The organism is Micromonospora parva (assembly GCF_040649675.1).
GTDB classification, from domain to species: Bacteria; Actinomycetota; Actinomycetes; order Mycobacteriales; family Micromonosporaceae; genus Micromonospora; species Micromonospora parva.
In genome coordinates this window covers 55,897-70,182 of the sequence record NZ_JBEZFX010000008.1, presented here as the reverse complement: position 1 = coordinate 70,182, position 14,286 = coordinate 55,897, and the positions used below count along the sequence as shown (strand labels likewise).

The window sequence follows — 14,286 nt, the reverse complement described above, 5'->3', positions numbered from 1 at the left end:
CGCCGCAACACGAAGGGGCCCGTGCCATCCGGCACGGGCCCCTTCGGTGCAGCGGTGGATCAGGAGGCGAAGAACGCCCGGGGGTCGGCCACCAGCACGCCGTGCTCGGTGAGCCGCTCGATCAGACCCGACGGTGAGGCGTCGTAGACGATCGCGAGGGCCCGCAGGTCGTCGGCGCGGATGGAGAGCACCCGACCGTTGTAGTCGCCGCGCTGCTGCTGGATGGCGCGGGCGTAGCGGGCCACGTAGGCCAGGTCCTCGGAGGCCTCGTCGTAGAGCCGCTCCAGGTCCAGGACAATCTTGCTGGTGGGCTCGTGACGGACGCCACTGCCGTCAGGCAGCAGCTCCGAGACGGGTACGCGGTAGAACTCGGCCAGCTCGGCCAGACGGGACACCGTCACGGCCCGGTCGCCACGCTCGTACGAGCCGACCACCACGGCCTTCCACCGCCCGTTCGACTTCTCCTCCACACCCTGCAGGGAGAGACCCTGCTGCTGGCGGATGGAGCGCAGGCGGGCGCCCAGAGACTTGGCGTATTCAGAGGGCATTCGGACACTCCCAGTGCTGCTCGGGGTTCTCCCGTCGATCGCTACGGAGCGTGACGGTACGGGGAATGCGACACGTGGTCAAGTGGTCGTGACCCTACCGTTGGGGAGCGTCCGGGAAGTTATCCCCTTTTCCCACGCCTGACCCGGTGGTCAGCAGCCGCCGTCCATCGGCCCGGTGACCACTGGTAACGTGGCGGGAGCCCCGGTCCAGGTCTGCTCAGCGGTCCGGCCGGAGGTGCCCGACATCCTTTAACGACCCGTCCCGTGAGGCGGGGAAGGAGGTCCGCCGTGGCATACCCACCGGCTGCCCGCTCGTCACCACCGCGACAACCCTCGGTGAAGGTGATCCTCGCCAGCGCCGACGTGCAACGCGTGGTCGACCGCATCGCCCACCAGATCCTGGAGAAGACCCAGGGCGCCGCGAACACGGTGCTGCTGGGGATCCCCACCCGGGGCACCCCGCTCGCCCGACGGCTCGCCGACCGGATCAGCACCTTCGAGGACGTCGTCGTCCCGGTGGGTGTGCTCGACATCACCCTGTACCGCGACGACCTCCGTCGGCACGCCACCCGCGCGGTGGGCCCGACCGAGCTGCCCTCCGGCGGGATCGACGGCAAACGGGTCATCCTGGTCGACGACGTGCTCTTCTCCGGTCGCACCGTCCGGGCCGCGCTGGACGCGCTCAACGACGTGGGCCGCCCGGCGTCGGTGCAACTGGCCGTCCTGGTCGACCGGGGTCACCGGGAGCTGCCGATCCGCGCCGACTACGTCGGCAAGAACATCCCGACCTCGCTCGCGGAGAGCGTGAAGGTGACGCTCGCCGAAACCGACGGCGTCGACGAGGTCAAGCTGTACGGGGGAGCAAACTCATGATCAAGCACCTGCTCTCCGGCGGTGACCTGGACGCCGACACCGCCACCGAGATCCTGGACACCGCCGCCGAGATGGCCACCGTCGCCGGCCGGGAGATCAAGAAGCTTCCCGCGCTGCGCGGGCGGACCGTGGTGAACCTCTTCTACGAGGACTCCACGCGGACCCGGATCTCCTTTGAGGCGGCGGCGAAGCGACTCAGCGCCGACGTGATCAACTTTTCCGCGAAGGGGTCCAGCGTCACCAAGGGCGAGAGCCTGAAGGACACCGCGTTGACCCTGCAGGCCATGGGCGCGGACGCCGTCGTCGTCCGACACCCCGCCTCCGGCGCGCCGCACCGGCTGGCCAACTGGGTGGACGGGTCGGTGGTCAACGCCGGCGACGGCACCCACGAGCACCCCACCCAGGCGCTGCTGGACGCGTACACCATGCGGGCCCGGCTGGGTCGGCTCGCCGGCCTGTCGGTGGCGGTGGTCGGGGACGTGCTGCACTCCCGGGTCGCCCGCTCCAACGTGCTGCTGCTGTCCACCCTCGGCGCCAAGGTCACCCTGGTCGGCCCGCCGACCCTCATCCCGGTCGACATCGCGGGCGCACTCGCCCCCGGCACCGACGTCTCCTACGACCTCGACTCCGTCCTACCCAACGTGGACGTGGTGATGATGCTGCGGGTGCAGCGGGAGCGGATGAACGACTCCTACTTCCCCTCCGCCCGCGAGTACGCCCGCCGCTACGGGCTGGACGGGCCGCGGATGCGCCGGCTGCCCGAGCACGCGATCGTCATGCACCCCGGCCCGATGAACCGGGGGATGGAGATCACCCCCGAGGTCGCCGACTCACCCCGCTCCACCATCGTCGAACAGGTCACCAACGGGGTCTCCGTGCGGATGGCTGTCCTTTACCTGCTGCTCGGAGGGAACAACCGGTGACCGCGTACCTGATCACCAGCGTGAGCGTCGTCGGCGCCGCGCCGACCGACCTGCTGATCCGCGACGGCGTGGTCGCCGACGTCGGTCCCGGCCTGACTGCGCCGGACGCCACAGTCATCGACGGCACCGGCCTGGTCGCCCTGCCCGGCCTGGTCGACCTGCACACCCACCTGCGCGAGCCCGGCCGGGAGGACGCCGAGACCGTCGAGTCCGGTTCCCGGGCGGCGGCGTTGGGCGGCTACACGGCCGTGTGCGCGATGGCCAACACCTCCCCGGTGGCGGACACCGCCGGTGTGGTCGAGCAGGTCTGGCGCCTCGGCCGGGAAGCCAACCTGGTCGACGTGCAGCCGATCGGCGCGGTCACCGTCGGGCTGGCCGGCGAACGGCTGGCCGAGCTGGGCGCGATGGCCGACTCGGCGGCCCGGGTGCGGATCTTCTCCGACGACGGGCACTGCGTCGCCGACCCGAAGTTGATGCGCCGCGCCCTGGAATACGTCAAGGCGTTCGACGGGATCATCGCCCAGCACGCCGAGGAGCCCCGGCTCACCGAGGGCGCCCAGATGCACGAGGGCGAGGTCTCCACCCGGCTCGGCCTGATCGGCTGGCCGGCGGTCGCCGAGGAGGCGATCATCGCCCGGGACGTGCTGCTCGCCGAGCACGTGGGCAGCCGACTGCACGTCTGCCACGTCTCCACCGCCGGCAGCGTCGAGGTGCTGCGCCAGGCGAAGGCACGCGGGGTACGGGTGACCGCCGAGGTGACCCCGCACCACCTGCTGCTCACCGACGTCAAGGCCGAGACCTACGACCCGGTCTTCAAGGTCAACCCGCCGTTGCGGACGGCCGCTGACGTCACCGCGCTGCGCGCCGCCCTCGCCGACGGGGTGATCGACGTGATCGCCACCGATCACGCCCCGCACGCGGTGGAGGACAAGGAGTGCGAGTGGGCGTACGCCCGGCCGGGCATGCTCGGTCTGGAGACGGCCCTCTCCATCGCGCTGGACGTGCTCGGTCCCCAGTGGGACCTGATCGCCGAGCGGATGTCGCGCACCCCCGCCCGGATCGCCGGCCTCACCGGGCACGGCGTCGACCCCGCGCCGGGTGTGCCGGCCAACCTGACAGTGATCGACCCGGCCGCCCGCCGCACCATCGAGCCGGCGGAGTTGGCCAGTCGCAGTCGCAACACCCCGTACGCCCGCATGACGCTGCCAGGTCGCATCGTGGCGACCTTCCTGCGCGGCGAGCCGACGGTCCTGGACGGAAAGGCAACCAAGTGACGCGCAGACGTTCCGCGATCCTCGTACTGGAGGACGGGCGCACGTTCCCCGGTGAGGCGTACGGGAGTGTCGGGGAGACCTTCGGCGAGGCGGTCTTCACCACCGGCATGACCGGTTACCAGGAGACGTTGACCGACCCGTCGTACCACCGGCAGGTGGTGGTGCAGACCGCCCCGCACATCGGCAACACCGGCGTCAACGGCGAGGACGACGAGTCCGGCCGGATCTGGGTGGCCGGCTACGTGGTGCGCGACCCGGCCCGGATCGGCTCGAACTGGCGCGCCACCGGCTCGCTGGAGGACCGCCTCGCCACCGAGGGTGTGGTCGGCATCAGCGGGGTGGACACCCGGGCCCTGACCCGGCACCTGCGCGAGCGCGGGGCCATGCGGGTCGGCATCTCCAGCGTCGAGACCGACCCGCAGCGCCTGCTGACCCGGGTCCGCCAGGCCCCGCAGATGGTCGGCGCGGACCTGTCCGCCGAGGTGAGCACCACCGAGCCGTACGTCGTCGAGGCGGTCGGCGAGCACCGGTTCACGGTGGCCGCACTGGACCTGGGCATCAAGCGCAACGTGCCGCGGCGGCTGGCCACCCGCGGGGTGACCACCCACGTGCTGCCGGCGTCGTCGACCATCGACGAGATGCTCGCCACCGGCGCCGACGCGATCTTCCTGTCGCCGGGCCCGGGCGACCCGGCCACCGCCGACGCGCCGGTGGCGCTGGCCCGGGAGGCGCTGCGGCGGGAGGTGCCGCTGTTCGGCATCTGCTTCGGCAGCCAGATCCTCGGTCGGGCGCTCGGCTTCGGCACCTACAAGCTGGGCTACGGCCACCGGGGGATCAACCAGCCGGTGCTCGACCGGGTCACCGGCAAGGTCGAGGTGACCAGCCACAACCACGGCTTCGCCGTCCAGGTGCCCGGTGCCGGCGTCGGCGCCGTCGTCCCCGACCAGGTGATCGACACCGACTTCGGCGGCGTTCAGGTGTCCCACGTCTGCCTCAATGACAACGTGGTCGAGGGGCTGCGGGCGATCGACGTGCCCGCCTTCACCGTCCAGTACCACCCGGAGGCGGCGGCCGGCCCGCACGACGCGGACTACCTCTTCGACCGTTTCGCCGAGCTCATCGAGGGCCGGAACCACAGCAAGGGGCGCAGCAATGCCTAAGCGGACCGATCTCAAGCACATCCTGGTGATCGGCTCCGGGCCGATCGTCATCGGGCAGGCCTGCGAGTTCGACTACTCCGGCACCCAGGCCTGCCGGGTCCTGCGCAGCGAGGGGATCCGGGTCAGCCTGGTCAACTCCAACCCGGCGACGATCATGACGGACCCGGAGTTCGCCGACGCGACGTACGTCGAGCCGATCACCCCGGAGTTCGTGGAACTGGTCATCGCCAAGGAGCGCCCGGACGCGATCCTCGCGACCCTCGGCGGGCAGACCGCGCTGAACACCGCCGTCGCCCTGCACGAGAACGGTGTCCTGGAGAAGTACGGCGTGGAGTTGATCGGCGCGAACATCGACGCCATCAACCGGGGCGAGGACCGCCAGCTCTTCAAGGAGATCGTCGCCAAGGCCGGCGTACGCCTGGGTGTCGAGGACCCGGCGGGCCTGGTGCCCCGCTCCCGGGTCTGCCACTCGATGGAGGAGGTCGAGGCGACCGTCGCCGAGCTGGGCCTGCCGGTGGTGATCCGCCCGTCGTTCACCATGGGTGGCCTGGGCTCCGGCATGGCGCACACCCCGGAGGACCTGGCCCGCATCGCCGGTGACGGCCTGGCCGCCAGCCCGGTGCACGAGGTGCTCATCGAGGAGAGCGTGCTCGGCTGGAAGGAGTACGAGCTCGAGCTGATGCGCGACCGGCACGACAACGTGGTGGTGGTCTGCTCGATCGAGAACATCGACCCGATGGGTGTGCACACCGGCGACAGCGTCACGGTGGCGCCGGCCATGACGCTCACCGACCGGGAGTACCAGCGCCTGCGTGACCTGGGCATCGCCGTGCTGCGCGAGGTCGGGGTGGACACCGGCGGCTGCAACATCCAGTTCGCGGTCAACCCGGTCGACGGCCGGATCGTCGTGATCGAGATGAACCCCCGGGTGTCGCGGTCCTCGGCGCTGGCCTCCAAGGCGACCGGCTTCCCGATCGCGAAGATCGCCGCCAAGCTGGCCATCGGCTACACCCTCGACGAGATCCCCAACGACATCACGTTGAAGACTCCGGCGGCGTTCGAGCCGTCCCTCGACTACGTGGTGGTGAAGATCCCCCGGTTCGCGTTCGAGAAGTTCCCCGGCGCGGACCCGGAGCTGACCACCACGATGAAGTCGGTGGGCGAGGCGATGAGCCTCGGGCGTAACTTCACCGAGGCGCTGAACAAGGCGATGCGCTCGATGGAGACGAAGTCGGCCGGTTTCTGGACCGTGCCGGACCCGGCGGGCGTCACCCTCGCCGACACCCTCGCCGCGCTGCGGATCCCGCACGACGGCCGGCTGTACACAGTCGAGCGGGCGCTGCGCCTGGGCGCGTCGATCGCCGAGGTCGCCGAGGCGTCCGGCGGGATCGACCCGTGGTTCCTGGACCAGATCGCCGCGCTGATCGAGTTGCGCGCCGAGATCGTCGACGCGCCGGTGCTCGACGCCGACCTGTTGCGCCGCGCCAAGCGGGCCGGTCTGTCCGACCGGCAGCTCGCCGCGCTCCGCCCGGAGCTGGCCGCCGAGGACGGCGTCCGGACCCTGCGGCACCGCCTCGACGTGCGCCCGGTCTACAAGACCGTGGACACCTGCGCGGCCGAGTTCGAGGCGACCACGCCGTACCACTACTCGACGTACGACCTGGAGACCGAGGTCGTGCCGTCGGACCGGCCGAAGGTGCTGATCCTGGGCTCCGGCCCGAACCGGATCGGGCAGGGCATCGAGTTCGACTACTCGTGCGTGCACGCGGTGCAGGCGTTGCGGTCGGCCGGCTACGAGACGGTCATGGTCAACTGCAACCCGGAGACGGTCTCCACCGACTACGACACCGCCGACCGGCTCTACTTCGAGCCGCTGACCTTCGAGGACGTGCTGGAGGTCTGGCACGCGGAGGACTCGTCCGGCCGGGCGGCCGGCGGGCCGGGGGTGGTTGGGGTGGTCGTGCAGCTCGGCGGGCAGACCCCGCTGGGGCTGGCACAGCGGCTCAAGAACGCGGGTGTGCCGATCGTCGGCACCTCCCCGGAGTCGATCCACCTGGCCGAGGAGCGGGGCGCGTTCGGCGCGGTGCTGGCCCGCGCCGGGCTGCGCGCGCCGTCGCACGGCATGGCCACCTCGTACGACGAGGCGAAGGCCATCGCCGACGAGATCGGCTACCCGGTGCTGGTCCGGCCGTCGTACGTGCTGGGCGGGCGGGGCATGGAGATCGTCTACGACGATCCGACGCTGCGCGACTACATCGGTCGGGCCACCGACATCTCCCCGGACCACCCGGTGCTGGTGGACCGGTTCCTCGACGACGCCATCGAGATCGACGTGGACGCGCTCTGCGACGCCGACGGCGAGGTCTACATCGGCGGCGTGATGGAGCACATCGAGGAGGCCGGCATCCACTCCGGCGACTCGTCCTGCGCGCTCCCGCCGATCACCCTCGCCGGCTCGCACCTCGCGGAGGTGCGCCGCTACACCGAGGCGATCGCCCGGGGCGTCGGCGTGCGGGGCCTGCTCAACGTGCAGTACGCCCTCAAGGACGACGTGCTCTACGTCCTGGAGGCCAACCCGCGCGCGTCGCGGACCGTTCCGTTCGTCTCCAAGGCCACGGCGGTGCCGCTGGCCAAGGCGGCGGCGCGGATCGCGCTCGGGGCGAGCATCGCCGAGCTGCGCGCCGAGGGCCTGCTGCCGGCCACCGGGGACGGGGGCACGATGCCCGCTGACGCCCCGGTGGCGGTGAAGGAGGCGGTGCTGCCGTTCAAGCGCTTCCGGACCCGCGCGGGCAAGGGGATCGACTCGCTGCTCGGCCCGGAGATGAAGTCGACCGGCGAGGTGATGGGCATCGACACCAACTTCGGGCACGCCTTCGCCAAGAGTCAGTCGGCCGCGTACGGGTCGTTGCCGACCGCCGGGAAGATCTTCGTCTCGGTGGCCAACCGCGACAAGCGCGGCATGATCTTCCCGATCAAGCGGCTGGCGGATCTGGGCTTCGAGATTGTCGCCACCGCCGGCACGGCCGAGGTGCTGCGCCGCCACGGCATCGCCTGTGAGCAGATCCGCAAGCACTACCAGGCCGGTGCGGGCGATGACGCGGTGTCGTTGATCGGCGGCGGCCACGTGGCGCTGGTGATCAACACCCCGCAGGGTTCCGGTGCCAGCGCCCGCTCGGACGGCTACGAGATCCGCAGCGCGGCCGTCACCGCGGACATCCCCTGCATCACCACCGTTCCCGGCGCGGCGGCGGCGGTGATGGGCATCGAGGCGCGTATCCGCGGCGACATGCAGGTCCGGCCTCTGCAGGACCTGCACGCCATCCTGCGGGCGGCCCAGTGACAGTGTTCGAGCGGGCGGTACGGCCGTGGTTGTTCCGGCTCGGCGGCGGGGACGCCGAGACGGCGCACGAGTGGACGCTGCGGCGGCTGGCGGCAGTGTCGCGGCGGCCGGCCGCGCTGGCCGCGCTGCGGTCCCGGTACGCGGTCGCCGCGCCGCGCACGGTGTTCGGGGTGCGCTTCCCCAACCCGGTCGGCCTGGCCGCCGGCATGGACAAGGACGGCGCGGCGTTGCCGGCCTGGCCGGCGCTCGGCTTCGGGTTCGTGGAGGTCGGCACGGTCACCGCGCACGCCCAGCCGGGCAACCCCCGGCCCCGGCTGTTCCGGCTGCCGGCCAGCGAGGCGGTGGTCAACCGGATGGGCTTCAACAACGCCGGTGCCGCCGCGCTGGCCGCCCGGCTGGCGGCGCTGCCGCGCCCGCTCGGGGTGCCGTTGGGCATCTCGCTGGGCAAGTCCAAGGTGACACCGCTCGACGAGGCGGTCGAGGACTACCTCGCCTCGTACCGGGCGCTGCGCGGGCACGGTGACTACTTCGCGGTGAACGTGTCCTCACCGAACACCCCGGGTCTGCGGTCGTTGCAGGACCGCGCCCACCTGGACGCGCTGCTCGGCGCGCTGGTGGGGGAGAAGCCGGTGCTGGTCAAGATCGCGCCGGATCTGACCGAGGCGGCGATCGCCGAGCTGCTGGAGGTCTGCCTGGCCCGGGGCGCCGCCGGGGTGATCGCCACCAACACCACCCTGTCGCGCGACGGGCTCGCCGGCGTCGACGTCGAGCGCGGCGCGCAGGCCGGTGGTCTCTCCGGTCGGCCGCTCACCGGGCGGGCCCGCGACGTGGTCGCGTTCGTGCACCGTGAGACCGGCGGCCGGCTGCCGATCATCGGCGTCGGTGGTGTGCTGGACCCGGACGACGCGGCCCGGATGTTCGATGCCGGCGCCGCCCTGGTGCAGCTCTACACCGGCTTCATCTACCGGGGTCCGGCCCTGGTGCGGGCCGCCGTCCGCGCGACCGCCGGGTCCGCGCCCCCGTCGACGGCACCGGACCCCGTCGCCGGCCGGTGACCGTAGCCAGCCTGGTGCTGACCCGGCGCAGCCGGGGTGCAGAGCCCGCTCCGCGCCAGGGACCCCTCGCCGGTTGTTGCCCCTTTGCTCTGCACCCGTGGACGCACCACCAGGAGCGCGGCCCCCGACCAGCGGGTGTCGCCTCCGCGGGTGCAGAGCAAAGGCAGGCGGCGAGGTGCGGGCGCGGCGGGCCGGACGGCGGCGGCGGGGCGGTTCGGCCCGGCCCGGCCCGGCCGCAGGACGTCCGTCGTCCGGACGGTTCGAGGCACGGAGGAGTACGCGTGACACCTGAGGAGATTCTGGCCGCCGATCGGGCCCATGTCTGGCACCCGTATGCCGCGCTGCCGCCCGCGAACCCGCCGTACGTGGTGCGGAGCGCCGAAGGCGTACGGCTGCGGTTGGCCGACGGGCGGGAGCTGGTGGACGGGATGTCGTCCTGGTGGGCGGCGATCCACGGGTACCGGCACCCGGTGCTGGACGCGGCGGTGACCGACCAGCTCGGCCGGATGAGCCACGTGATGTTCGGCGGGCTCACCCACGAGCCTGCGGTGCGGCTCGCCCAGACGCTCGTCGAACTGACCCCGGACGGCCTGGAGCACGTGTTCCTGGCCGACTCCGGCTCGGTCAGCGTCGAGGTGGCGGTGAAGATGTGCCTGCAGTACCAGCGGGCTGTCGGCCGGCCCCAGCGCCGCCGGCTGGCCACCTGGCGGGGTGGTTACCACGGTGACACGTTCCACCCGATGAGCGTCTGCGACCCGGAGGGCGGGATGCACCACCTGTGGGGCGACGTGCTGCCCCGGCAGGTGTTCGCCCCGGTGCCGCCGGGCGGCTTCACCGATCCGCCCGACGACGCGTACGTGGCGGCGCTGGTGGAGACCGTCGAACGGCACGCCGACGAGCTGGCCGCCGTGATCGTCGAACCGGTCGTCCAGGGCGCCGGTGGAATGCGCTTCCACCATCCGGGCTACCTGCGGGTGCTGCGTGAGGTGACCCGCGCGCACGGAATTCTGCTGATCTTCGACGAGATCGCCACCGGCTTCGGCCGGACCGGTGAGATGTTCGCCGCCGGGCACGCCGGTGTGACGCCGGACGTGCTGTGCGTGGGCAAGGCGTTGACGGGCGGGTACCTGACCCTCGCGGCGACGCTGTGCACCCCGGAGGTCGCCCGGGGCATCTCGGCTACCGGTGTGCTGGCGCACGGGCCCACGTTCATGGGCAACCCCCTGGCCTGCGCGGTGGCGAACGCCTCCATCGGGCTGCTGCGGGCCGGAGACTGGGCCGGCCAGGTCGCCAGGATCGGCGCCGGCCTGCGCGCCGGCCTGGAGCCGCTGCGGGGCACGCCGGGCGTGGCCGACGTGCGGGTGCTCGGCGCGATCGGCGTGGTCCAGCTCGATCACGAGGTCGACCTCGGCGCGGCCACCGCCGCCGCCGTCGCCCAGGGGGTGTGGCTGCGTCCGTTCCGCGACCTGATCTACACGATGCCGCCGTACGTCACCGACGACGTCGACCTGGCCCGCATCGCGACCTCGGTCGCGGCGGCGGTGGCGGTCGGCTGAGTCGGCCCGGTCACCGGGTCGACGGTTACCCGGGCGGGGCAGCCGTCCGGACGAGAAGAGGGGAACACTCCCATGGAGAGCTTCGGTACCCGGCTGCACCGGGCGATCACCGAGCGGGGCCCACTCTGTGTGGGCATCGACCCGCATCCCGGTCTGCTGGCCCAGTGGGGCCTTCCGGACGACGTGCATGGGCTCGACCGGTTCAGCCGAACCGTCGTCGAAGCTCTCGGTGACCGGGTTGCGGTGGTCAAGCCTCAGTCGGCCTTTTTCGAGCGATTCGGATCCCGAGGTGTGGCGATTCTTGAGTCAACTATCCGACAGTTACGAGATGCCGGCTCGCTCGTTCTGCTCGACGTCAAGCGGGGCGACATCGGCTCGACGGTGAGCGCGTACGCCGCCGCGTACCTTGACCCATCCAGTCCTGTCTATGTCGACGCGGTCACCGCGAGCCCCTACCTCGGGGTCGGCTCGCTGGCGCCGATGTTCGAGTTGGCCGCCGAGCACGGCGGCGGTGTGTTCGTGCTGGCCCTCACGTCCAACCCCGAGGGCGCGGCCGTGCAGCGGGCCGTCACCGCCGACGGCCGGACCGTGGCGCAGACCGTGATTGACGAGATTTCCCAGCTCAACAGGGGTGCGTCCCCGCTCGGGAGCTTCGGACTGGTGGTTGGCGCGACCATCGGTGACACCGGTCACGACCTGTCCGGAGTGGGGGGCCCGCTGCTCGCTCCGGGGCTCGGCGCGCAGGGTGCCGGCGCGGCCGATCTGCGTACCGTCTTCGGTTCCAGCCTCGCCTCGGTGCTCCCGTCGTACTCCCGGGAAGTGCTCTCGGCGGGCCCCGACGTGGGCGCGTTGCGGGCCGCCGCGGACCGCGTTCTGGTCGACTGCCGGGCCGTTCTGCCTGCCCGGTGACTGACTGACGGGTCGGTCACTCTACGGTGATCATGCGGCCCCCACGTTGCCGAAAGCTCCGTTGGCCGCTAGTTTTCCCCGCGCTGGGAACCATGGACCCCTTGGTTCACAGCGACACCACGTTTCACAGATGCGGCGGTGCGCCCCGCCCGCCGCGATAGGGACCTGAGGAGAACTGGTGCCGCTCCCGTCACTGACCCCCGAACAACGCGCTGCCGCGCTCGAGAAGGCCGCGGAGATCCGCAAGGCCCGTGCTCAGCTGAAGGAGCAGCTCAAGCAGGGCAAGACCACTCTCGGTGCCGTCCTCGAGCGGGCCGAGAGCGACGACGTCGTCGGCAAGCTCAAGGTGTCGGCCGTCCTGCAGGCCATGCCGGGCATCGGCAAGATCCGGGCTACCCAGATCATGGAGAAGCTCAAGATCGCCGACAGCCGTCGCCTGCGTGGCCTCGGCGAGCAGCAGCGCAAGGCACTGCTTGGAGAGTTCGCCGCCAACTGAACCTGGCAGCGTGTAGAAACAAGCAGTGAGCACGGATGACGAGGCGCGCCCGGCGGCTCGGCTCACTGTCCTGGCTGGACCTTCGGGATCCGGCAGGGAGAGTGTCGTCGAGCTCGTCCGGGCGCGTTCTCCGTCCGTGTGGATCCCGGTCGCGGCAACCACCAGGCCGCGCCGGGAGTCGGAGATCGACGGGGTGGACCGCGTCTTCCTCGCCCCCGCCGAGTTCGATCGCCGGATCGTCGACGGTGAGCTGCTGGAATGGTCCCGGATCGGTTCCTACCGCCGGGGCACCCCGTACCCGCCGCTGCGCGCCCGGCTCGACGCCGGGCAGCCGGTGCTGCTCCCGCTCGACCTGCGCGGCACCCCACTGGTCCGCGCGCGCCTGCCCGACGCTCGGCTGGTGCTGCTGAGCCCACCCGGGTACGCCCCGGACGCCACGGTGGTCGCCACCGTCGAGCACACGCTGACCCACGACCACACCGAACGGGTGGTTGAAGAGCTGGTAGGCTTACTCGGTTCTTCTTATCCGGATCCGGCCTGGTCGCGCGTGCGTGGCTGACGGCCGGCCACCGTTGAGACTCAGCACCGCGTCCGCGCGGCTCGAAAGACGCAGAGGTTAATTCGTGGGATCCATCGCCAACCCCGAAGGCATCACCAACCCGCCGATCGACGAGCTCCTCGAGAAGACGACGTCGAAGTACGCGCTGGTCATCTTCGCCGCCAAGCGCGCGCGCCAGGTCAACGCCTACTACAGCCAGCTCGGTGAGGGTCTGCTGGAGTACGTCGGTCCGCTCGTCGAGACCACCCCGCAGGAGAAGCCCCTCTCGATCGCCATGCGCGAGATCAACTCGGGCCTGCTCACCGCCGAGCCGACCGACCAGCCGTAAGCCCCCGCTGGCCGATGTCCGCCTCGATCGTCCTCGGGGTCGGTGGCGGCATCGCCGCCTACAAGGCGTGCGAGCTGCTGCGACTCTTCACCGAATCCGGTCACCGGGTTCGGGTCGTGCCCACCGCGTCGGCGCTCCGGTTCGTGGGAGCGCCGACCTGGGCCGCGCTCTCCGGTCAACCCGTCGCCGACGACGTCTGGACCGACGTCCACGAGGTGCCGCACGTCCGGCTCGGTAAGCAGGCCGACCTGGTGGTGGTCGCGCCGACCACCACCGACCTGCTCGCCAAGGCCGCCCACGGCCTCGCCGACGACCTGCTCACCAACACCCTGCTGACCGCCCGCTGCCCGGTCCTGCTGGCCCCGGCCATGCATACCGAGATGTGGGAACATCCCGCCACCGTGGCCAACGTCGCCACGCTGCGCTCCCGGGGGGTGCGGGTCATCGAACCCGCCGTCGGCCGGCTCACCGGCGCCGACACCGGCAAGGGTCGGCTGCCGGACCCGGCGGAGATCTTCGCGGTCGCCGTTCGGCTCCTGGCCCGTGGTGACGCGGCTCCCGCCGACCTGGCCGGTCGCCGGGTGGTCGTCACCGCCGGTGGCACCCGCGAGCCCCTGGACCCGGTCCGCTTCCTGGGTAACCGCTCGTCGGGCAAGCAGGGGTACGCGTTCGCGCGCGCGGCGGTCGCCCGGGGTGCCCGGGTCACCGTGGTCGCGGCGAACGTCGACCTCGCCGACCCGGCCGGCGTCGACCTGATCCGGGTGGGCACCACCGCCGAGCTGCGGGAGGCGACGGTCAAGGCCGCCGTCGACGCCGACGCGGTGGTCATGGCGGCGGCTCCGGCCGATTTCCGGCCCGCGACGTACGCGCCTGGCAAAATCAAGAAGTCGGACGACGGTGTCGCGCCCACCATCGAGCTCGTCACGAATCCGGACATCGCGGCGGAGCTCGGCCAGCGCAAACGACCGGAGCAGGTGCTGGTGGTGTTCGCCGCCGAGACCGGCGACGCCGAGGCCAACGGCCGGGCGAAACTCGCCCGGAAGCGGGCCGACCTGATCGTGATCAATGAGGTCGGTCCGGACCTGGTCTTCGGCGCCGACACCAACACGGTGACGGTCATCGGCGCCGACGGCTCGGTCAGCCGGCTGCCCGAGCAGGCCAAGGAGGCAGTGGCCGACGCCGTGTGGGATCTCGTCGTGGCGCGGCTGCCCGGCCGCTCCTGACGGGTGGAACAGGACGCGACCGATCCCGACACCGGCCGCAGT

At 71.7% G+C, this 14,286-nt stretch carries 13 protein-coding genes; 12 read left to right on the top strand and 1 reads right to left on the bottom strand.

All coding sequences use genetic code 11. The annotated features are described in order from the left end of the window. Window positions 1-59 precede the first annotated feature (59 nt). Window positions 60-548, bottom strand: a complete 489-nt coding sequence (gene bldD, locus AB0C03_RS20745; protein WP_007458348.1) for a transcriptional regulator BldD — start codon at window positions 546-548, stop codon at window positions 60-62. A gap of 288 nt (window positions 549-836) precedes the next feature. On the opposite strand from bldD, the gene pyrR reads away from it, so the two are divergent. The 12 genes from pyrR to coaBC all read left to right on the top strand — a co-directional run bounded on the left by pyrR (window position 837) and on the right by coaBC (window position 14,244). After that, complete coding sequence (gene pyrR, locus AB0C03_RS20740) at window positions 837-1,421, top strand: bifunctional pyr operon transcriptional regulator/uracil phosphoribosyltransferase PyrR (RefSeq protein ID WP_030335648.1); 585 nt, start codon at window positions 837-839, stop codon at window positions 1,419-1,421. Then, window positions 1,418-2,344: an aspartate carbamoyltransferase catalytic subunit gene (locus tag AB0C03_RS20735; RefSeq protein WP_030335650.1), complete on the top strand. Its 927-nt coding sequence runs from the start codon at window positions 1,418-1,420 to the stop codon at window positions 2,342-2,344. The genes pyrR and AB0C03_RS20735 overlap by 4 nt, the downstream gene beginning before the upstream one ends. Then, window positions 2,341-3,618 (top strand): dihydroorotase, encoded by a 1,278-nt coding sequence (locus tag AB0C03_RS20730; protein ID WP_030335651.1) that lies wholly within the window; start codon window positions 2,341-2,343, stop codon window positions 3,616-3,618. Before AB0C03_RS20735 ends, AB0C03_RS20730 begins: the two co-directional genes overlap by 4 nt. Continuing rightward, on the top strand, window positions 3,615-4,778 hold the full coding sequence (gene carA / locus AB0C03_RS20725) for a glutamine-hydrolyzing carbamoyl-phosphate synthase small subunit (protein WP_210858684.1): 1,164 nt from the start codon (window positions 3,615-3,617) through the stop codon (window positions 4,776-4,778). The genes AB0C03_RS20730 and carA overlap by 4 nt, the downstream gene beginning before the upstream one ends. Further along, the gene (gene carB, locus AB0C03_RS20720; protein WP_210866549.1) at window positions 4,771-8,118 is read left to right on the top strand and encodes a carbamoyl-phosphate synthase large subunit; all 3,348 of its coding nucleotides are present in this window, start codon (window positions 4,771-4,773) and stop codon (window positions 8,116-8,118) included. The genes carA and carB overlap by 8 nt, the downstream gene beginning before the upstream one ends. Then, on the top strand, window positions 8,115-9,173 hold the full coding sequence (locus AB0C03_RS20715) for a quinone-dependent dihydroorotate dehydrogenase (RefSeq protein WP_357638428.1): 1,059 nt from the start codon (window positions 8,115-8,117) through the stop codon (window positions 9,171-9,173). Before carB ends, AB0C03_RS20715 begins: the two co-directional genes overlap by 4 nt. 281 nt (window positions 9,174-9,454) lie before the next feature. Continuing rightward, window positions 9,455-10,729 carry an adenosylmethionine--8-amino-7-oxononanoate transaminase gene (locus AB0C03_RS20710; protein WP_357638426.1) on the top strand — a complete coding sequence of 425 codons (1,275 nt, stop codon included), beginning with the start codon at window positions 9,455-9,457 and terminating at the stop codon, window positions 10,727-10,729. A gap of 72 nt (window positions 10,730-10,801) precedes the next feature. Then, window positions 10,802-11,638, top strand: a complete 837-nt coding sequence (pyrF, locus tag AB0C03_RS20705; RefSeq protein WP_210861956.1) for an orotidine-5'-phosphate decarboxylase — start codon at window positions 10,802-10,804, stop codon at window positions 11,636-11,638. Window positions 11,639-11,816: 178 nt separating this feature from the next. Next, window positions 11,817-12,134, top strand: a complete 318-nt coding sequence (mihF, locus tag AB0C03_RS20700; protein ID WP_030335662.1) for an integration host factor, actinobacterial type — start codon at window positions 11,817-11,819, stop codon at window positions 12,132-12,134. A 25-nt stretch (window positions 12,135-12,159) separates the two neighbouring features. After that, the gene (locus AB0C03_RS20695; RefSeq protein WP_030335664.1) at window positions 12,160-12,693 is read left to right on the top strand and encodes a nucleoside/nucleotide kinase family protein; all 534 of its coding nucleotides are present in this window, start codon (window positions 12,160-12,162) and stop codon (window positions 12,691-12,693) included. A 64-nt stretch (window positions 12,694-12,757) separates the two neighbouring features. Further along, a complete protein-coding gene (gene rpoZ / locus AB0C03_RS20690) occupies window positions 12,758-13,021 on the top strand; it encodes a DNA-directed RNA polymerase subunit omega (RefSeq protein ID WP_030335666.1) in 264 nt (87 codons plus the stop codon). Window positions 13,022-13,035: 14 nt separating this feature from the next. Next, window positions 13,036-14,244: a bifunctional phosphopantothenoylcysteine decarboxylase/phosphopantothenate--cysteine ligase CoaBC gene (coaBC, locus tag AB0C03_RS20685; RefSeq protein WP_030335668.1), complete on the top strand. Its 1,209-nt coding sequence runs from the start codon at window positions 13,036-13,038 to the stop codon at window positions 14,242-14,244. Window positions 14,245-14,286: the final 42 nt, after the last annotated feature.